This is a genomic window from Paenibacillus sp. GYB004, from assembly GCF_036577605.1.
GTDB lineage: Bacteria > Bacillota > Bacilli > Paenibacillales > NBRC-103111 > Paenibacillus_AB > Paenibacillus_AB oceani.
In genome coordinates this window covers 418,926-438,983 of record NZ_JARBDB010000002.1, presented here as the reverse complement: position 1 = coordinate 438,983, position 20,058 = coordinate 418,926, and the positions used below count along the sequence as shown (strand labels likewise).

The 20,058-nt window shown below is 54.1% G+C and carries 19 protein-coding genes; 12 read left to right on the top strand and 7 right to left on the bottom strand.

What is annotated here, in order from left to right; translation table 11 throughout:
* Positions 1 to 7 precede the first annotated feature (7 nt).
* Positions 8 to 850, bottom strand: a complete 843-nt coding sequence (locus PV433_RS02035; protein WP_332070516.1) for a hypothetical protein — start codon at positions 848 to 850, stop codon at positions 8 to 10.
* 18 nt (positions 851 to 868) lie between these two features.
* Positions 869 to 1,930, bottom strand: a complete 1,062-nt coding sequence (locus PV433_RS02030; protein WP_190931834.1) for a Gfo/Idh/MocA family protein — start codon at positions 1,928 to 1,930, stop codon at positions 869 to 871.
* Between the two features lie 701 nt (positions 1,931 to 2,631).
* Here PV433_RS02030 and PV433_RS02020 point away from each other — a divergent pair.
* The 5 genes from PV433_RS02020 to PV433_RS02000 all read left to right on the top strand — a co-directional run bounded on the left by PV433_RS02020 (position 2,632) and on the right by PV433_RS02000 (position 8,708).
* Positions 2,632 to 3,555, top strand: a complete 924-nt coding sequence (locus PV433_RS02020) for a helix-turn-helix transcriptional regulator (protein ID WP_332070514.1) — start codon at positions 2,632 to 2,634, stop codon at positions 3,553 to 3,555.
* A gap of 23 nt (positions 3,556 to 3,578) precedes the next feature.
* Positions 3,579 to 4,580, top strand: a complete 1,002-nt coding sequence (locus tag PV433_RS02015) for a hypothetical protein (protein WP_332070513.1) — start codon at positions 3,579 to 3,581, stop codon at positions 4,578 to 4,580.
* A 39-nt stretch (positions 4,581 to 4,619) separates the two neighbouring features.
* The gene (locus tag PV433_RS02010) at positions 4,620 to 5,600 is read left to right on the top strand and encodes a hypothetical protein (protein WP_332070512.1); all 981 of its coding nucleotides are present in this window, start codon (positions 4,620 to 4,622) and stop codon (positions 5,598 to 5,600) included.
* Positions 5,601 to 6,177: 577 nt separating this feature from the next.
* Positions 6,178 to 7,836 carry a DUF4091 domain-containing protein gene (locus PV433_RS02005; protein ID WP_332070511.1) on the top strand — a complete coding sequence of 553 codons (1,659 nt, stop codon included), beginning with the start codon at positions 6,178 to 6,180 and terminating at the stop codon, positions 7,834 to 7,836.
* Between the two features lie 104 nt (positions 7,837 to 7,940).
* The gene (locus PV433_RS02000) at positions 7,941 to 8,708 is read left to right on the top strand and encodes a sugar phosphate isomerase/epimerase family protein (RefSeq protein WP_332070510.1); all 768 of its coding nucleotides are present in this window, start codon (positions 7,941 to 7,943) and stop codon (positions 8,706 to 8,708) included.
* 251 nt (positions 8,709 to 8,959) lie between these two features.
* On the opposite strand, the gene PV433_RS01995 is transcribed toward PV433_RS02000, so the two are convergent.
* A complete protein-coding gene (locus PV433_RS01995) occupies positions 8,960 to 9,781 on the bottom strand; it encodes an AraC family transcriptional regulator (RefSeq protein WP_332070509.1) in 822 nt (273 codons plus the stop codon).
* Positions 9,782 to 10,310: 529 nt separating this feature from the next.
* Between PV433_RS01995 and PV433_RS01990 the strand changes: the two genes are divergently transcribed.
* Positions 10,311 to 11,075: a sulfite exporter TauE/SafE family protein gene (locus PV433_RS01990; protein ID WP_332070541.1), complete on the top strand. Its 765-nt coding sequence runs from the start codon at positions 10,311 to 10,313 to the stop codon at positions 11,073 to 11,075.
* Positions 11,076 to 11,229: 154 nt separating this feature from the next.
* On the opposite strand, the gene PV433_RS01985 is transcribed toward PV433_RS01990, so the two are convergent.
* Positions 11,230 to 11,781 carry a 50S ribosomal protein L25 gene (locus PV433_RS01985; RefSeq protein WP_332070508.1) on the bottom strand — a complete coding sequence of 184 codons (552 nt, stop codon included), beginning with the start codon at positions 11,779 to 11,781 and terminating at the stop codon, positions 11,230 to 11,232.
* Positions 11,782 to 11,817: 36 nt separating this feature from the next.
* Complete coding sequence (locus PV433_RS01980; RefSeq protein ID WP_190931842.1) at positions 11,818 to 12,027, bottom strand: sporulation protein Cse60; 210 nt, start codon at positions 12,025 to 12,027, stop codon at positions 11,818 to 11,820.
* Between the two features lie 653 nt (positions 12,028 to 12,680).
* On the opposite strand from PV433_RS01980, the gene PV433_RS01975 reads away from it, so the two are divergent.
* The 3 genes from PV433_RS01975 to PV433_RS01965 all read left to right on the top strand — a co-directional run bounded on the left by PV433_RS01975 (position 12,681) and on the right by PV433_RS01965 (position 14,162).
* Positions 12,681 to 13,346 (top strand): DNA-binding response regulator, encoded by a 666-nt coding sequence (locus PV433_RS01975; protein ID WP_332070507.1) that lies wholly within the window; start codon positions 12,681 to 12,683, stop codon positions 13,344 to 13,346.
* A gap of 219 nt (positions 13,347 to 13,565) precedes the next feature.
* Entirely contained in the window at positions 13,566 to 13,973 is a 408-nt protein-coding gene (locus PV433_RS01970) for a hypothetical protein (protein WP_332070506.1), read from the top strand.
* 27 nt (positions 13,974 to 14,000) lie between these two features.
* Positions 14,001 to 14,162 (top strand): hypothetical protein, encoded by a 162-nt coding sequence (locus PV433_RS01965; RefSeq protein ID WP_332070505.1) that lies wholly within the window; start codon positions 14,001 to 14,003, stop codon positions 14,160 to 14,162.
* A 127-nt stretch (positions 14,163 to 14,289) separates the two neighbouring features.
* Here PV433_RS01965 and murQ read toward each other — a convergent pair whose 3' ends face one another.
* Both murQ and PV433_RS01955 read right to left on the bottom strand, forming a co-directional pair.
* Positions 14,290 to 15,204, bottom strand: coding sequence for an N-acetylmuramic acid 6-phosphate etherase (murQ, locus tag PV433_RS01960; protein ID WP_332070504.1), 915 nt, complete (start codon positions 15,202 to 15,204; stop codon positions 14,290 to 14,292).
* A 14-nt stretch (positions 15,205 to 15,218) separates the two neighbouring features.
* A complete protein-coding gene (locus PV433_RS01955; RefSeq protein ID WP_332070503.1) occupies positions 15,219 to 16,157 on the bottom strand; it encodes an N-acetylglucosamine kinase in 939 nt (312 codons plus the stop codon).
* A gap of 582 nt (positions 16,158 to 16,739) precedes the next feature.
* Between PV433_RS01955 and PV433_RS01950 the strand changes: the two genes are divergently transcribed.
* The 3 genes from PV433_RS01950 (at position 16,740) to PV433_RS01940 (ending at position 20,054) form a co-directional block, all read left to right on the top strand.
* Positions 16,740 to 18,125, top strand: a complete 1,386-nt coding sequence (locus PV433_RS01950) for an ABC transporter substrate-binding protein (RefSeq protein ID WP_190931846.1) — start codon at positions 16,740 to 16,742, stop codon at positions 18,123 to 18,125.
* Positions 18,126 to 18,277: 152 nt separating this feature from the next.
* Positions 18,278 to 19,207 (top strand): carbohydrate ABC transporter permease, encoded by a 930-nt coding sequence (locus PV433_RS01945; protein ID WP_332070502.1) that lies wholly within the window; start codon positions 18,278 to 18,280, stop codon positions 19,205 to 19,207.
* A 13-nt stretch (positions 19,208 to 19,220) separates the two neighbouring features.
* Positions 19,221 to 20,054 (top strand): carbohydrate ABC transporter permease, encoded by an 834-nt coding sequence (locus PV433_RS01940; RefSeq protein WP_190931847.1) that lies wholly within the window; start codon positions 19,221 to 19,223, stop codon positions 20,052 to 20,054.
* Positions 20,055 to 20,058: the final 4 nt, after the last annotated feature.

Sequence of the window (20,058 nt, the reverse complement as noted above, 5' to 3'; positions counted from 1 at the left end):
ATTCACATTATACGCTTTTTGGAAGCTCGATCCACTGGTAAGGCGTCTGTGCCGCCTTAAAGCCGTACTCGATAATCGTAATAATCGCAATCGTCTCTGCGGAATCGACGGTCGGCTGGCCGCTTTCAAAAAACGCGGTCAAGTCTTTAACGAACTCGCCGAAGAAATTCGACTCCGCCTTCAGCATCGCCGACTTGCCGGATTCGTAATTCACCGCAAGCGTAAACGGAACGTTGCCGAAATGATGAATCTCCGCCTGGCGTCCTCCCGAGAAGCCGATCAGCAGGGAAGGCGACTTCTCCGTGCCGGTGAACATCACGCGTTCCGCTTCGCTGCCCATCAGCGAGACGATCGGCTCGATCTGATGAATCGAGTAGTTGTCGTATTTGCCCGGTCCGAAGCTAACGATCGTATCGATGCCGCTTTTGTCCACTGCGCCGTATTCGGTAGCGAAACGCAGCGCGGAGGACGAATAAAGCGGCGTGCCGTGCTTGTGCGCCGTCTCGAACAGAAGCAGCGCCGTTTTGCGGTCCGGGGCGAACGTTTTATCGACATAGGTCGGCTTGCCCGACTGAAGCGGGAGCATCGCCAGCTCTTCATGGAATTCCGGGTAGTCGGGGGAGAGCACGATCAAATAATCGCTTTTCTCCACGACCTCCTCAATCGATCCGAGCAGCTCGATTCCTTTGTTGCGGCACCAGGTTGCGTTGTCGAGTCCGGTGTCGGAATCTTTTTTACCGTAGGCGTACGCCACCTTCATCGCCCCGCCGGTTGCCGTCTCGATCCACTCCGGGTATTTGTTCGCATGCCATTCGTCGAGAAAATAATCGATAAAACCGATCTTTTTCATACGTCGTCCACCTCCGTCTTAAGTAAACGAAATTTCCGAGCGTTTGTCGGACGAATCGTAGATCCCCTGAATGATTTTGGAAGACAGGATGACGGTATCGATATGGGCTGGCGACTTCTCGCCGGTACGGACGCAGTTGATGAAGGCGTCGATTTCGTTCTGGAACATGTCGCGGGACGTGTACTTCGGCGTCGTTTCAAGCAGTGCGCCGTTTTTCGCGCTGTACAGGACGAACTCTTTGCCGTATTGCAGACGGATTCCCGCTTTGTCGCCGAGGAAGTCGATGTACATTTCGCCGACGCCGATATTTTGCGCCCATGCGCCGTTCAGCGTAATCGTAGGTCCTTCCGTACGGATCATCGCGGTAACGGAATCGTCAACATCGTAAGTGCCTTCGTAGTTTGGAGGTCCGGCCCACATGCTGGTGTACGCATAGTTTTCCATATCTTTGCCCAGCTTGCAGAACGCTTGGCCGGATACGGTCAGCGGCTTCGGATCGCCCGAGCAGTACATGACGATATCGAGGAAATGGACGCCCCAGTCGATCAGCGCGCCGCCGCCGGCAATCGCCTTCGTCGTAAACGCTCCGCCGAGCCCCGGAATCGAACGGTGTGCGCGGAAGCTGACATACACGTGATACAGCTCGCCCAGCTCACCGCTTTGGATCATGTCTTTAATGATATTGACGCCCGTGTTGAAACGGTTCACAACGCCGATATTGAGCACTTTGCCTGTTTCATGCTGAACTTTCTGCATCTCGAGCGCTTCTTCGTACGTTCTTGCGGCCGGCTTCTCGCACAGTACGTTTTTGCCTGCGCGGAGGCAGTCGATCGAGATCGTGGAGTGGCCGTTGTTTGGCGTGCAGACGGAAACCGCTTCGACTTCCGGATCTTCCAGAATGACGCGATAGTCTTCGATCGCGATGCCGCAGCCGTAATCCGCAACGGCCTTCTCGGCTTTTTCCTTAATAATGTCGCAGAAATATTTGATTTCCGCATCCGGATTGGCCAGGTAGGCTTTGATGTGGGAGCTGTTCGCAATCGTACCGCATCCGATAATGGCTACTTTCGTTTTACTCATGGGTTATCCCTCCAATGGTTGGTGCGTTTCCACATTAATTGTAGCCTCTTGTCCCAAATAAACAATCTTTTTTTTCAACTATGCGCTTATCCCAATTTGTCTTTTTGAATGTCGATCCTGATACGACATTTTATGTCGCATCGGCTGGTTTACAATGAAATAGCCAGCGGAGCCGGACGGTTCGGCGAATGAATCGTTCCCGTCAGGCGTACGCCCGCGTCCTCACGGCCCGGGCGGCGGCATAACCCATATGGAAAAGAGGCATGAACGGCAATGGCCAAAACAAAAAGAGGACGAGTATTATGGAATCTTCCTTCCCGGGGACGGGGCACGTGCACCCTGTGCGGCAGTACGAGAATCAAGCTGCTGTATCCGCGGACGAGATCCGACGGTTCTATGGTGAAAGTATGCAAACGGTGTGCCAAGGCCCCTCAAATGAAGGTGGATCTATCGACCGGCTAGCTCAGCGGTTAACCGGATAGGAGAGGGAGCCGACCGGAATATCGGCGCATAGCCGGACATTCCGGCATCAAGGTCAGCTCCGATATTGTATCTGCGATCCGGCAACAACAACCGGTCCCGGACCCGGGTCCCCGTCTGGTGGCAGGCGGATACCCGGGTTTGCCTCTTGCGGACGGTCCGTCCGGGTGGTGTAATATCAATAGGCCAACTCGACAGATCAGGAGCAGGGGGTGCAGATCATGAGCAGCATTCACCGGATTCAATGGTTCGATCAGCAGATCAGGGAAGAACGGTACCCGAACAGCGGGCAGCTGGCGAGCCGATTCGAGATCTCGAGGCGGCAGGCCCAGCGGGACATCGAATATATGGAATCGACTTTGCGCGCGCCGTTGTATTACGATGCGAAGCGGCGGGGATACCGGTACGAGGATAAAACGTACGCCCTGCCGCTTCTTTATATGACGGAAGAAGAGAAGTTGGTGTTGAAGTTTCTTGCGCACCGTTACCGGCAATACAATTACGAAAATGCGGAAGCCGTCAAAAGGGTCGCTCATTTGCTGGACCGGTTTACGGATGAGCGGGAGCCCGCTATGCCGGGGCGCGGACTGCCGGTTTTCGAAGCGAACCCGAAGCTGATTCAGACGGTAGAACGGCTCGGCGCAGCGATCCGGGAACGGGCGATCGTCCTTATTCAATATAGAGACATAGAAAAAGAAACCCCGTCGCAGCACCGAATAGCTCCGCTGAAGCTCGAATCGTTTTATAATGCGGACTACGTGGCAGCCTATTGCCAGCGGGAGGGTGTCCGGAAAAGCTTCCGGCTGGACCGGATCACGCAGCTTTCCGTTACCGGGGAGAAGTTCCGGCTTTCGGAAGCGGAGGAGATGGAGAAGCTGGACAGCGGGCTTCCCGTGCGGAAGCCTTTTACCGCCGAGGTATGGCTGGAGCGGCCGCTGGAGGGGACGGCGTGGAACGGGTATATCGCACGTCCGGGCCATGATCCGCTGTTGTATACGATCGAGTTTTACGACCCGGATGCGTTTATGCAGCATCTGCTTGTCGAGCAGTGGCGGGAGCTGGCGTCTCCCAAATGGCTGAAGGCGAAGCTCCGGGAGAAGTGCCGGGATCTGCTCGGACGCCTGGAGCCTCCGCCGAATCGATAGTTTAATCCGAGAGGAGGGGGAGGATGTCCTCCGTTTGTTTGAACATCCCGATGAAACGGGAGTCGAAGTCGTTTACCGACAGTCTGCATGCGATATTGACGGCGTCGGGACGGTTTGACGGCTCCAAACCGATGCTGTCCGGCCTTTCCGGCATGGCCTTCAAATTATCGGTTCACGAGAAGCTGTTGCCGATGTCGGTGACCGCTTACGGGCTATGGGGCGTGGAGCACAAACTGGCCGTCGACAATTTGGGGGTGCTCACGGAATCGGACGGAGGGAGAACGAGACACCCGACGTTCCGGCACTACCGGCAGGAGGCGGTGAGGTGGATCAAGGGCAGTCTGGACCGGGGAGTTGGCGTCATCTATTGGATTCCCGAGTTTGGGGTGATACACGGATACGACGACGAGGACCGGATCTTCTATATTCAGGACGGCCGTACGCCGGAAGATCAGGTCGTGCTGTACGATAACCTCGGACTGAACGTGACCGATTTCTGGTATTGCCGGCTGTTCGGCGACAAGGTGGACGTTCCGCTGGAAGCGATGGTTCTCGAATCGATGCGGCTTGCCCTGCAGGATTGGGACACACCGCACAAAACGTTGCCGGACACGAAGATCGCCTCCGGCAAGCTTGCTTATTCGTTTCTCAGGCGGGGGCTCGAGCAGGGGGAGTTCGACGAGGGAGGGGCGGCGTATATCTTGCACTCGTATTCCGTTTCCCGCCGCGAGATCGCCGACTATTTGCGCGAAGTCCGGGGGTTGTGGCCGGAGCTGGAGGAAGCGTATGCCTGTTACGCCGGTCTGATCGAGGCGATCTCGGTTATTCCGGATAGTTTGAAGGAGCAGGAACGCGGAGGCGGGAAAAGGGTGAACCGGACGGACATTCCGCTGCTCGCGGATCGGCTTCGCAAGGCCGAAAGGCTGGAAGACGAGGCGATGGAGCTGTTTCGCGCTGTATCGCGGAACTATCCGGATCTGAAGCGTCCCACGATTCCGAGGTGGGGGACGCATTCGCCGCGATAGCCGGTATCCGGGATAAAGAGAAGGAGGCGAATGCATGGGATGGGAGCTGTAATTGTGCCGGGGGTGCAATTGGCGAACGAATCGGAGTCGTATATCGATGCGATGCACGCTGTCCTTTCCCATAAAGGGTGGATGGCGCATCCGAAGCCGATGTTGTCCGGCATGACGGTGACAGGGTTCCGCTTCACGGTCAACCGGCGGTTAACGGCGGAATCGGTTACGGCCTACAACTGGATCGCCGAAAACTTTTTGGCGGCCGACTTCATCGGCGTTAGTTCGTCGCAGAACGCCGGTTTTACGTTTGACGCGACGTTTCCGCTATATCAGCGGCAGGCCGTATCCGATATCAAGGCGACGATCGGCCGGGGGACGGCTGCGATTATATGGAAAGATCAATTCGTAGTTGCCGCCGGTTATGACGATGACGACGAGGTGCTATATATAGCGGATGGCAAGAGCAGCGAATATGTCACGGTCCCTTACGGACAGTTTGGCCGAAACGATTCGCCGTATTGGTATTATCAACTGCTGGAAGACCGGATCGAGATCGAGGAATCGGCGATTTTCCAGGAATCGTTCGTGCAGGCCGTTTACAAATGGGAGTCTCACGATCTGATGCTTCCCGAAGCGGAGTACGCGTGCGGCAGGCGGGCCTATGACGCGATCGTCGAGGCGCTGCGGAGTGGCGATTATGACGGCGGGGAATCGCGACACGTATTCCGCTGTTATGCCGCGGCGAAGCGGGATATCGGGGAATACGCGCGAAGACTGGAGCCTGTCTGGCCGGAGATCGGAAAGGCAGCGGCGCATTATTCGCGGGTATCCGGCCTATTCCGGCGTATAGCCGACCGGGCTTGCGATCCGGATGCCGGCAGCGGGCCGTACGAGCCGGAGACGGTGCGGGAGCTTATCGGGCTGTTTCGCGAAGCGCAGTCTGAGGAGGAACGGGCGATCGGGGAGATCCGGGCGCTTTTGAACGAAACGATTGACAACCGGTTCCACGATATCGGGCTGAGGTAAGGGTAATCTTGAAGGGATTCACCTTGGTTGATTGCAGATCGGGTTGAACGGAGAACGGTATACAAGAAAACGATGCTAACCGCGTCGGGGCTGTGACAAGTGTCCGCATGACTGGCAACGTCCCGATTCCCCAAAGAAAGGACCTCAAATTCCACTGGAACGGTGGAGGCTGAGGTCTTTTTTCCCGGGGAAAACCGGGTTGATGCAAGATTCAAAAATTGCAAAAGGCGTTTTGGGACAACCCTATTTGCCGTTTGGCAAGGGCGGGAAGCATGGAGTTGATCCAAGGGCAGAGACTGAAGTGCAAGTGCGGCGGATACATCGTTTACGGCTGAATTATTATTGCAAGGACTGCTAGAAAAAGCGGGAGAAGATATGGTATGATGAATGATAGATTTTGATCTTTTTTGCTCGTTTTGTTTCATTTTAATTTTCACTATTTTATGTGAAAGCGATTAAGCCGTTTTGAAAGCTGAGGTTTGTTAGAGATCCCGCCGTTTGTGATCGTTTGGGATCATTTTCCGACTGCTAATTGGAGCATGAAACCACATACCCGTATCTGAAGGAGGATTCCCGCTTGTCTACTGCCGATGTTACCTTTGCTACCCGGCTGCTCAGTTCGCTGGAGAAAGTATTCGCCGACGAGGAATTGCAAGCCGCACCTCTCAGCCGCGCTACCGCACTTCAAAATGAGACGTTCTCGTATCAAGTCGCGTACCGCGCGTCCAAGCTGATCAAGCACATCCAAGCCCGCGTCGAGTCGCCGCTCGGAAGCTCCGTAACGTTTCGTACGGTGGGACTGGTACCGGCCGAGATGCCGGCGTACGCCGACCATGACGCACATTTGCTGCGCTCTACTCCGGGCTTGTACCCCGATCCGCTTTTTCCGGTGAAGGAATCGGAAGGGCTGACGGGTTTGCCGAACCAATGGCGCTCGATCTGGGTTACCGTCGATTTGAAATCGGGAGTTACCCCCGGCACGTATCCGATTACTGTTATTTTCGAGTCGAAGGACGGGCAGGAGCTGGCGCGGGAGACGTTCGAGCTGGACGTGCTGGCGGCGGCTCTTCCGGAGCAGAAGCTCATTCATACGGAATGGTTTCACACCGATTGTCTGGCTACTTACTACGGCCTGGACGTATTCAGCGAGCGTCACTGGGAGATCGTCGAACAGTTTGTGAAGACGGCTGTCGCTCATGGCATCAATATGCTGCTGACCCCGCTGTTCACCCCGCCGCTCGATACGGAAGTGGGCGGAGAACGGCCGACCGTGCAGCTTGTAGACGTAGAGAAGACAGAGGCCGGATACAAGTTCGGCTTCGGGAAGCTGAAGCGCTGGGTGGATATGTGCGACCGCTGCGGAGTCCGTTATTTCGAGCTGTCCCATCTGTTTACGCAGTGGGGGGCGAAGCATGCGCCGAAGATTGTCGCGGACGTGAACGGGGAGACGAAACGGATATTCGGCTGGGATACCGATTCGACCGGCGAGGAATACAAGACGTTTCTGGCGCAGTTTTTGCCGGAGCTGGTCGGTTTCATTAAGGAGCACGGGCTGGAGAAACGGGTGTACTTCCACGTCTCCGACGAGCCGCGGCTTGATCATATCCCTTGGTACGAAAGCGCAAGTAACTGGCTGCGCAAATTTACAGCCGAATTCCCGACGATCGACGCGCTGTCGAACTACGAGTTCTATGAAAAGGGGATTGTTCCTACGCCGATTCCGGCGAGCAATCATATGCAGCCTTTCCTGGACAACGAGGTAGGGAACTTGTGGACCTATTACTGCTGCTCGCAGTATATCGATGTCGCCAACCGGTTCATCAGTATGCCGTCCGCCCGCAACCGCATACTTGGTTTGCAGTTGTACAAGTTTAAAATTGCCGGATTTCTGCATTGGGGCTATAACTTCTGGTACGCCCAGTATTCGAGATTCCCGATCGACCCGTACCGCTGTACGGATGCGAACAACGCTTTCCCGGCCGGGGACCCGTTCGTAGTATATCCGGGCGAAGACGGCACGCCGGTCGAATCGCTCCGGTTCGAGGTGTTCCGCGAGGCGCTGCAGGATCTGCGCGCGCTTGAGCTGCTGGAGTCGCTTGTCGGACGCGAGCGGACGATGGAGCTGATGGAGGAAGGGGCCGGTTCGCCGATTACGTTCGAGGAATATCCGAGAGATGCCGCATGGCTGCTTGCCTGCCGGGAACGGATTAACGAAGAGATCCGGAAACATTCATAATAGCCAGATTCGCCAACTTTTTGGCTTATCCTGCATGGACTTCGGACCGCCGCTTATGATTAGATGGAGTCGAATGACATTAATGGATAATGAGGTGTCCGGATATGAGTGCCTTGAAAGTCGGGGTTCAAATGTATACGCTTCGCGAGGAAACGGCGAAGGATTTTGTAGGCGCGCTCCGTAAGGTAGCGGCTGAAGGGTTTGCAGGAGTCGAGTTCGCCGGATACGGCGGCATGCAGGCGGACGAACTGAAGGCGCTGCTGGACGAGCTCGGTCTCGTCTCGATCGCCAGCCACGTCGGCATCGGTCGTTTGCGCGACGCGCTCGACGAAGAGATCGCCTTCAACAAAGCGATCGGCAGCCAATATATCATCTGTCCGGGACTCGGCAAGGAATACCGGGACAGCGAGCAAGCCTGGAAAAATACGTTCGCGCTGCTGGAAGAGATCGGCCGCAAGTGCGTGGAGCAAGGGATCGGCTTCGGCTACCACAACCATTCCTTCGAATTCGACGAGAAAGTTGACGGCGCGACGGCGTTCGACGGGTTGTTCGGTACCGCTGCGGCGGATGCGGTCAAGGTCGAGCTGGACGCTTGCTGGGCGTATGTCGCCGGCTACGATCCGGTGGCGTATCTGGACAAGTACAACGGCCGGGTTCCGCTCGTTCACTTCAAGGACGTCCGCCGTACGGAAGAAGACAAGTGGCTGACGGTCGAGCTGGGCTCAGGTGACGTAGACCTGAATGCGATTGCCGAAGCGTCGGCCGCTGCCGGGGTGGAATGGCTCATCTACGAGCAGGACAATACGCAAAATCCGCCGTTCGTCGCGCTGGCGAACAGCATGCGCTGGATCAAGGACAACGGGTTGGCTTAACCGGAGGCTGATGGCGGTTGTACGGACGTCATCGGGTATCGAATACGAAAGACCGTTCCAGCCTGCAAGTGGCTGTAACGGTCTTTTCTTTGAAGGAAAGGAAGGGAAAGCATTCAACGGTAATGCTGAATACTAGTAATGCTGAATACTATAGAAGCGGTTTGCACCCGTTATTTTGTCCAGAACCCGCTTGGATGGGGAAATAAAAGCGATTGGAAGCTGCTAACCGCTGCAGAGCTTCGTTCATCCGGTTATTCGGTTTTGGTCAGCTGCTCGAGCTGATACTTTTTGGGCGATACGCCGTAATGGGCCCGGAACATCCGGTGGAAATACGAATAGCTGCTGAACCCGGACGACTCGGCGATCTGCTCGAGCGACATCGGGCTGTACAGCATACGTTCCCTGGCGATCGCCAGCCTGATCTGGAGCGCGTATTTCATAATGCTGCTTCCGTAACAAGCCTTGAACAGATGGACGGCCCGGGACAAGCTGAGACCGGCGCTTCTGGCGACGTCCTCCAGCTTGAACGACTCGAGTGCATGTTCCTCTACATAATTCCGCATTCTCTGCGCCAGAAACGACTGGCCGGTTTCCGTTCCTACTCCGTGCTCCTTCATCTCCCGGTCAATCGTCAAGCAGAAAATACGCAAATAATAGTCGGTAATTTCCTTGTATTGGCGTTTGCCCCGGTAATGCTCGATGACAATTTGCCGGCATAAGGCGAGCAGGCTGTCTTGCAGCGGGAGGCTTAGCTTCTGCGGGCGTTTCCGTTCGTTCCACCAGGCGTCGATCCATTCTCCGCGGCATATGAAGTAATAATCGCCGCTGGCGACGGGCGTATCGCCGGATGTTTCCGGCTCCGCTTCGATCCGCAGCTCGTAGGGCTCTCCGGGCTTGTACAACAGCAAATCGCCCGGACCTACAGGGACGAGTTTGCCGTCCACCAACGCCTTGGCGCTGCCCTCCGACTGAAACCGGAACAAATAATAGCCGACACCCGGGTACGCTTCCGTACGGAACGGCTTCGTATGATAAGAATAACCTGCCGCGAGCACTTCGCAGAACAAACGCATTCACTTCCTCTAGGCTTTCCGAATATGATTTTATTGTAAGCGGTGAGGGGAAGAAGGGCAAATATGAAAAGCTTCGGCAATGAGGCTGTCCGGGTGAAGTGTCTTTTTGGGTGGAAGGCAGTTTGCTATCGGCTGAGAAATGGGAATGGGAAGGAGATTTTCGGCGGTATTCCTTTAGTGCTTTATCGCGGCATTCGGGGAAAAGTCGGACCTCCGTAGGTTTGTGGAGATGAAGGTGAAAGTGAAGGATACGGAGTTTGGCGAAGCCGGACTCGGAGGTTAATCCGTTTCTACACGATAGCTATACTTATAATTGGGATAAAAGCGTTGAAGGACTCGTGCGATACGGTTTCGTCTCATTGAATTATAAGCTTTCCTTATCTAAGAACCCCGCCAATCGTATAAAGAGGGACGGGAGTTCGCTTGCAGCCATTTTTCGGAAATAAATCTTTACAGCCGAAAGATAAAACCATATAATCCTAGTATAATAATCGGAATTACTGGACGGACGGTGGAAATCAGCGTGGAGATGGACTGGGGAATTTCGCTTTTGGGTTTGATGGTCGGTTTTCTCGTCGGGCTGACCGGAGTGGGCGGGGCGTCGCTGCTTACGCCGATTCTGGTGCTGGTCGGCGTTAATCCGACACTGGCGGTAGGGACCGACTTGTTTTACAATTCGATCACAAAGCTGTTTGGCACGATCCAGCATATGCGGCAAAAAACAGTGGAATATCGCATCGTATTTTTGTTTGCAGCTGGCAGCATTCCGGGAGCTGTCGTATCGATCGTGCTGCTGCATTGGTTCGGGGCGTTTTTCGATAATCAGGAGCATATCGTGAAGATGGCGCTGGGCATTATGCTTATTGTGGTGGCGGTGCTGACGATCGCAAAACAGCTGTTTGACCGGAAGACCAAAGAAAACCGGTGGCAGGAAAAACCGCTGGAGCAAAAACGGGTGTTGACGATTACGATCGGCTTTGTGTTGGGTTTCATCGTCGGGCTGACCTCGATCGGTTCGGGTTCGTTATTTGCTATTGCGCTGCTTTATTTGTTTCGGATCTCCGCCTCCAAGCTGGTTGGCACCGACATCGCCCATGCGCTGCTGCTGGTTACGGCCGCCGGGCTGCTTCATGCCGGTTACGGCAACGTCGATTTTGGGCTGGCGTTTCAATTGCTGATCGGGTCCGTTCCGGGGGTGTGGATCGGGAGCTCCTTGAGTTCCAAAGTACCGGCAAAGCCGCTGCGCACGCTGGTGGCATCGCTGATCCTGATCAGCGGGATTAAACTCATATGAGGGTAACGAGCAGAGTAAATAAAATTCAAAATCCCCTGTGCCGCTGTCTGCGAACACAAGGGATTTTTTGTTTGTTTCAATCCACATAAATCCGTATATACAATGAGGACGATGCTGCATAACCGTCCCCTCAAGCATTCCGGAATGGTCCGGTTTACTTGCGGGGTAAAACGATGGAAGCCACGATCTCGTCGGCAAGAGGTACTAGAACGGCTTTGTCCGGTTTCGGCAACTGATCGAAGAGCAGAGACTCGCCGACTTCCATCTGGCTGACGTCTACTGCAATCGTGGCCGGAATGTCGCCGGGCAACCCTTCCACTTCGATATGCGTCTCCTGGACGGACAGTACGCCGCCCCTAGTAACTCCGGCCGGAGTGCCGACGAATTCCAGCGGCACTTTCATCCGGATGATCTCGTCCATGCGGACGCGAAGGAAATCGGCATGCACCCAGTCCCGTGTAACCGGGTCCCGCTGCGCGTGCTTTAGCATAACCGGCACCTTCTGGTTGCCGTCGATATTCAGATCGACGATCTCGGAACGTCCGGTTCTGATCCATTTTCCAAACTGCTTGGAAGAGATTTGGATCATATCGGAAGCGGCCTCCAGGCCGAATACGACGCACGGAAGATTGCCGGCTTGACGCAGCTGCTTCAAGCGGGAACGGTTCATGGATACTCTCGATTGTGCTTCAAAACATAGTCTCATGGTTGTACAACTCCTCGATTAATAGGTTATAGGCGGCTAGGGCTCGTGTATGCCCACATTGCCGGAATCGGTCTTGTAAACGACTAAAATATAACTTCTTTGTTCGGCCGTATCATGGTACTGCTGTAAACCGGTGCAGTATTTGATATCCACCACTTGTTCCTCCCGCAGCTTCGCCAAAAACTCATTGGCCCGCTTCTCCGCGGAGATGTGGTTGCTATCCAGAAATTCCTTCACTTGAATCATACGCATTCCTCCCTTATATTCCGCCGGCCGCCCGGGCTAACGGACATTCGCCAACTATCGGCAATTCCATTCGGAAAGCCGTCCGGCCGTGCTTCCACGGCGCCGAAAACTAACCATTAAATGTCAACTGCCTCGTATATGCACGAAGGCACCTCGCCCTGATGAGCGAAATGCCTTTGTTAGATGAATTGTACCATAACAGGTACAGCATATCAACTTTGCCTGATATTAACATTAAATGTTAAGCCGTTCAATAAAAGGGTTCGCGGGAGCGGGGGAGGGAGCTGGATGTTTTGCTTGTCAGTGCTGAGCGTGTTTGCTGTTGCGATTGGGATAGCGGGAGGGCCTATTCGAACTGGCTGGGCGGCAGCAGGGACCGGTCAACGGCTTGGTTCCGGCAGATGCAGTCCTCGCTGTATAACCGGGACGATATCGGCAAGCGACTGATCCGAAATTCACTAATCTGGATAGGTTCTGAGATTCTTCATCGTTCAATCAGTTGTTATCTCGTACCAACTCCCGTAAGATAAAACTAATCTAACTTCTGACCGGTCGTAAAGCATACGCCGCTCATTCCGTTACTTGTACGGGGTGATGCGGTGTTTTTGCTTTTCACAGGAATGGAAGAGCTTGCAAAAGGGGGGAGAACAAGCATGAGTTTTGACAAACAGTTTGCGGCATTCGTTGATTACCATGTATGCTGTGAAAATTCTGAAGAAAGAAAGCGGCGGATCGCCGTGCTGGGACATGCGGAACGGTTATTTTTACAGGAGGTGTGGTGGCCTGCGATCGGCAGTTTTGAATACTTGCATCCGGAGTATGAGGTGTCCGACTTTAAGGACGGCACGCGATTTCTCGACTTTGCTTATATCCGTTTCCCTCTGAGGATATGCTTCGAAATCGATGGGTACGGTCCGCACTCGCGGGACCTATCCAGATGGCAGTTTGCCGATCAGTTGACGCGGCAAAATCATTTGATAATTGACGGATGGCGTGTCATCCGGTTCTCCTACGACGATATAGCGGAGAAGCCGAGACGATGCCAGCAGCTCATTCTGCAACTGATCGGGAGATGGTTCGGCAGCGGCAGGCAGCCGGCAGCTTTGACCGCCACGGAGCACAAAATCGTCCGGTATGCGATTGGCAGGCAAGCCCCGTTCTCCCCGGCCGAGGCCAGCGCAGCGGCGGGTGTCAGTGAAAGGCAAACCAGAACATTGCTCCACCGTCTATTGGGCAACGGAGTTCTGGTGCCGGTATCCGGCAGTAAGCGGATTCGCACCTATATGCTGAATGAGGACAGCAAGAAGTTGTTTTTGTAGGGGGATGGGATTACCGGAAGAGGGACTTCCGCTAATGTGTCCGAAGCCATCCGAACCAGCGGATAGCGGAACTTTTATTTCCGTTATTTGCGGAGATTGGCTGGAGATACGGGGATTTCCTCAATATAAAGGAAACAAAACTTCCGCTATTGATGATAAAATAGCTCCGCCGATGATTTAACGGAAGTAAAACTTCCTCTAACCAATTTGTGGGGAGAATTGAACAAGGAAACAGCAAGAAATGCGAGAGGGGAAGGAATAAGAGGGGAGAGGAGGAAAGGGGGGACCGGAGAAACAGGGAGAAATAGGGAGAAACAGGGAAAGTATCGAGAGCAGGGCAGCAAGGAAGAGCAAGGAAGAGCAAGGAAGAGCAAGGAAGAGCAAGGAAGAGCAAGGAAGAGCAAGGAAGAGCAAGGAAGAGCAAGGAAGAGCAAGGAAGAGCAAGGAAGAGCAAGGAAGAGCAAGGAAGAGGGGGGGAGAGCAAGGAAGAGCAAGGAAGAGGGAGGAAGAGCACAAATTCCTGCAGTTGCCTATGAGTGGGCGGAAAGGGGAAGGCCCGTCCCGGATGATCCTCTGATGCGGGATCGGGCGTCGCCACCGCTCCGGAAAATGTTCCGCATCTCTTGAAGCTCCCCGATGCCAGGCGTTGCATGAATGACGGGACCAATCGAAGCGGCGGATTCGATCGCCCAGGCCGGATGGAAGATGTCCCGTAAAAAAAGAACCTTCCCCCACCAAAAGTGGGAGCAGGTTCCGTTCGATTCATGCGGCAAACTGGCGGTTATTCGATTGCTTGCGACTGATTCGATTACTTGATTACTTTCGACTTACTCGAATTGCTTGAAGTCAGTTTGCAATGACTTGCGCTAAATCGCATTAAATTGCAATAAATCGCAATAAATCGCAATAAATCGCGATGAATCGCCGCCTAACCATCGACCCATTATTCGCCCCGACCTGCCGGCTGGACGGCGCCGCGGACGAATCCGCCGCTTTGCTCGAGGAGTGCAGCCGCTCCATCCTTGTCCACGCCGGCGAGGATCATTACGATGGCCGTCTTCACATGGCCGCCGGACAAGCGATACGCTTCGTCGATCTTATCCTGAGTCGCCTGCGTCGCCATGCCGATAATTCGCTTCGCGCGGTAGACGAGCTTCTCGTTGGACGGCTGCAGGTCGACCATCAGGTTGCCGTATACTTTGCCGATCCGGATCATCGCCGTCGTCGTCAGCGTGTTCAGGACGAGCTTCTGGGCGGTTCCCGCCTTCAACCGGGTGGAGCCGAGAATAACTTCCGGTCCGACGACCGCTTCGATCATCAGATCGGCGATATCGACCATCGGCGTATGGTGGTTGTTGCACAAGCCTACGACGGAAGCGCCCAGCGCTTTGGCCCGTTTCATGGCGCCCAGCACATAAGGCGTCCGGCCGCTGGCGGCGATGCCTACGACGGTATCGTTAGGCCCGACTCCGTGTTCGTCCATATCGGAAGCGCCCAGCTCCACATTGTCCTCGGCGCCTTCCACCGCGGTTTGGATCGCGGCGGGCCCGCCGGCGATAATGCCTACCACGAGCGAAGGATCGGTGCCGAACGTCGGCGGACATTCGCTGGCGTCCAGGATGCCGAGCCTTCCGCTCGTCCCTGCTCCGACGTAGAGAAGTCTGCCTCCGCTGCGGAACGATTGAATGATCAGGTCGGCCGCCGCAGCGATTTGCGGAGTCAACTGACGAAGCGCCTCCGCGATCAAGCGATCTTCCTGATTGATCAGCTTGACGATGTCTTCCGTCGGCAGCCGGTCGATTTCTCTCGTCCGCTCATTCGCTTGTTCGGTTGTCAGTTCGTTCAGCAAATTGCTCATGAAGATGGCCCCTTTTATTGGTTTTGTCGCAGCTGCTGCCAGGCTAGAAGCGCAGCGCCGTAAGCCGGCTTCCTGGCGGACGGATGGAGCGATACGTGCGGATAAAATCGGCCGAGGCCGTCCCGGAACGTACCAGCAAACCGCTTGGAATAAGTAAAGATCGATCCTGTGGTGACGAGATCGCACCGCTCGAACCATGGATCTTTTCGCACAAGCGCTGCAGCCGACACGGAAAGATCCATAGCTGCGGCATCCAGAATGCTGCCCGCCGTCACATCACCCGCTTCGTCGGCCCGGATGCAGAGCTCGGCGAATTTGGCGATATCGTGCTTTTTCAGATGCGGCTGGTAAATGTACGTCCGCAGATCGGTGATTGCGCTTAGCCCGTATGCTTGAACGATGCTCTCGGTCAGCAAGGTCGGAGGCTCGATTCCGTCATGACTCCGCATGGCCGCGCGCAGTGTACGAATCCCGATATCATAGCCGCTGCCTTCGTCGCCCAGCAAATGCCCCCAGCCGCCCACGCGGAATTTCCGGCGGTCTCCGGTGAGGCCGAAAACGATCGACCCGGTGCCGGATATAACGATAATGCCGCGATCGTACTGAAGCGTCGCCATTAACGCAATTTGCGCGTCATTGTTCATAAAGGTGCGGAACGGCAATTGATTTTCATTCCGGTACGATTCCATAAAGGAAAGAAACCGTCTGCGTTCTTCCTCCGTATCCACGCCGGCGAGGCCGAGGCAGACGGCGGCACATTCCATGCCCTTCGTCTCGCGGAGGGAAAATACCCGATCCAGCAGCAAGCCCATATTACGCGTGGCCTGCTCGAAGGAAACGGCGTGGGGATTGGTCGATTCCACCGTTAAGTTTCCCCATTCCTGACCTTGCTCGGTCAGGACGACCGCTTCTGTTTTGGTGCCTCCACCGTCGATTCCTATTACGTACCGCACCGTGCTCACCCGCTTACATAAATGTTGTAAGGTTGTTCTCTAAAAAAAAGGTTATGCGGTTATCCGCAAAAATAGAGAGGAAATAAGTTCCGCTCCCGGTGCAGCCGGATCAGCCGGCCGTCGAAGTTGCTGCGATTGGATTTGCGTTACATGTAGTATGGTCCGGCTTCATAGGAAACATGATTTCCTGACTGTTAAGCGGCTCCTGATCGGAGTTATAGACAAACACTCCCCTGTATATCCAGCGGAATAGTTCAAGTATAAGAGAATGTCATGATTTTGTAAATAAAATTTATCGTATATTAAAAAATTGTTGAAATATTATTTCCTAGGCGATATAATAAAAAACGTGGAAGCGATAACATCCATATGGCAGCAATGACCCGCTGAAAGCGTCCAGCATGCGTACGCGTAGGCCGGCATAGAAGTCTCCGAGCCTCGATTTTAAGAAGAGCGGTTCGATCGGCCGTTATCTTTAGGATGCCCGGGAAACATTTATGAATAACATGCCGAGTGCGATGCAAACTACAACGGAGGCTGCCGAAGCTAATACTACGACCATTTTACAAGGGGGAACGTGAAATGAAGTTCAACAAGTGGCTTTCCATCGCGATGATTTTCGTATTCGTCATCGTAGCTGCTGCATGCGGCAAAAAAGAAGAGCCGGCTCCCGGGGCGGGCGGTAACACAGAGCAGAAGCAGGATACAACGCCGGATACCGTTAAGGTATGGACCTATCCCGTTCACGGCAAATACGAAGACGACATAAAAGTGCTAATTTCCGAATTCAATAAAACATATCCTCACATCAAAGTGGAGTACGAAGTATTGTCTTGGGCGGAAGGTCCGAAGAAATTCGACGTCGCTCTTAATGCGGGGAACCCGCCCGATCTGTACTTCGGCGGTATGAACGGCCAATACGTAAATACAGGTCTTGCGCTGCCGATCGACAGCTACCTGACCGACGAGATCAAGAAAGACTTCCTTCCGGGCACGCTGGACACGATGAAGTTCGGCGGCAAACAGTACGGCTTGCCGTTGTACCAGTCGCTGTGGGGATGGGGCGCGAACAAGCGCATTCTGGACGAAGCAGGCATCGACTACAAGAAGATTCAGGACAACGGCTGGACGTGGGAAGAGTTCCTGAGCGTTTCCAAGAAATTGAACAAAACGCTGCCTGACGGCACTCAGCAATATGCACTTGTAACGGACGGAACGTCCCTGGACTTCCTCGACATGGTTACTCGCAATGCAGGACTGGTTGATGCTGTTGACGAGAAGGGCAACTTTATCTGGAACGACAATAAAATTACCGATGCTTTGAAATTCATCAACACGCTCGTAAAAGACGGCTATATGCCGAAAGAAACCGTGGCGCTCGCTCCTGCGAAACGTACGGAAATGTTCTACGCGGGTCAAGCCGCTATTATTTCCAAAGCGATCCCGTATTACGACGTGATGATCGCCAACCGCAACAAAGATATCGACGCCGGCAAAGTAAAAGGCGAGAAAATCGAGTACATCCAGCTTCCGGTTCCTCATTCCCCGGCCGTTTCCGGCTATGGCGTGACGACAGGCGGCGGAGAAGGCTACATTGCATTTACGCAAAAAGGACAAACCAACGAGCAGCACAAGAAAAATACATTCCTTGTTCTGGATTCCTTAACCGGCGCGCTGGCGGGCAACTCCGCTAACGAATTGTGCCTGCCGTTCGTACGGACGTCCCAAGCCAAAGCGTTCGAAGGCAAAGGACTGGCGAAAGAAGTCAACTTTAACGTATCCAAAAAAATGCGTGAAACGCTTGCTCCGCAAGTAGCGCTCACCATCGACGTGGACAAAGCGGCTAAGCTGAAGCAATACCGCGAGCAAGTGCAAAAGCCGAACTTCCAAGCGCTGCTGGCCGGCGAGAAAACGCCTGAAGCGGTAGCGGAAGATCTGAAAACGAAAGGGCAGCAAATGCTGCGATAAGACTCGCAAACCGCAAACGAGCGTTAACAGTTGGAACGCCCTGTATGGCAGCATATGGGGCGTTCCGTTTAACGCCTCGCGAACCATCATTGGTAAAAACCACCCGCTCTCGGCAGGGCGAACGTATGCTTTTTGCAGTCAGGAGGACAGCGATGGATAACCATTCGGCTCAAGCGATTCCGGGTCCAAAGCCGCCAAATACGAAGTTCGTTCAGTTCTGGAAAGATTACGGCTGGGCGTACTTGTTCATTTTGGCCCCGGTGCTGTTGTTTTTGGTGTTTACGTTATATCCGGTTTTCTCGGCGTTTCTGATGAGTTTCCAGAAGTATAACGTCATGCAGTCCAAGTGGATCGGCTTAGACAACTATTCGTACATGATCTCGGACAACGTGTTCTGGAAATCGATCAAAAACACCGTCATTTTCACAATCGGGACAGTTCCGATCAATATCATCATCACATTTGTGCTCGCGTTTTTTATTTTCCAGATGAAAAACTCGTGGCAGACGTTTTTTAAAGCTTCATTGTATTTGCCGGCCGTTGCGTCGGGCGTTACGATCTCGCTCGTCTGGCTGGCGATTTTCGATCCGACCGCATCCGGTCTTATGAACCGGGTCATCGGCATGTTCGGGCTTGATCCGGTCGTTTGGCTCGGCCAATCAAACAAAGCGCTGTTCTCGCTTATGCTGATGAGTTATCTCGGAGCGCACGGCAGTGGCATTATTTTGTACCTCGCTGCGATGGGCGGCATTCCGAAATCGCTGTACGAAGCGGCGGATATCGACCATGCAAGCGGTTGGGCGAAGTTCAGCAAAATCACGTGGCCGCTGCTGAAGCCGACGACGCTTTATTTGGCGGTTACCGGCGTCATTACGTCGTTCCAGGTGTTTATCAGCGTATACTTGATGACATCCGGCGGACCGAATTTCGCCACGACGACGATCGCGTATTTGATCTATGAATCGGCCTTCGTCTTCTACGACTTCGGACTCGCTTCCGCGCAGTCGTTCGTGCTTGCCGGTCTGATCATTATCGTATCGGTCATTCAGTTCAAATACTTCTCGTCGGACATCGAATATTAAGGAGGCGGTCGCTATGTCCAAGCAAGCTAAGGTCATATTCATTAGCATCGCGGCGGCCGTTCTGATGCTCTGGGTGCTGATTACGGTGATCCCGTTATATTGGATGATTATCGGTTCGTTCCAGGATTCGCAGGCTTCCGCATCGTTCCGTCCGCAGATGTGGCCGGAAATTTGGTCCACGGCCCCTTATGAGCGGTTTTTCCTCAAAACGAAAGCTTTGCGCTGGCTGTTTAACTCGCTGCTCGTATCGGCTGTCATTACCGTAACCAACCTGTTCTTCGCATCGCTGGCCGGATATGCGTTCGCGAAGCTGAAGTTCCCGGGCCGCAACTCGATTTTCTGGGTGCTGCTCAGCACGATGATGATTCCGGCTCAAGTTACGCTTATTCCTTTGTACGTCCTGGTAATCAACGTGTTCGACCTGGCCGATACGTATACGGCCATCATTCTTCCGTCTATCGTGACCGTCGGTAACATTTTCTTGATGAAGCAGTACATGTCGACGCTACCAACCTCGCTTATTCATGCCGCTCGGATCGACGCTTGCAGCGAGTTCGGCATTTTTACGAAAATTATACTGCCTATGGCTAAGCCGGGCTTGGCGGTTTTGGCGATCTTCACGTTCGTGGCCAACTGGAACGATTTCTTCTGGCCGCTCCTTGTTACGCAATCGAACGAAATGCGCACGATTCAGGTCGGACTTGCCAGCTTCCGTTTCGCGGAGGCGACGGATTACGGCGCGATTATGGCCGGTGCTACGGTCGGCGCGCTGCCAATGATGATTTTGTTCTTCGCGCTTCAGAAATATTTCCTGCAAGGAATTACGATTGGCGCTGTCAAAGGGTAATGCA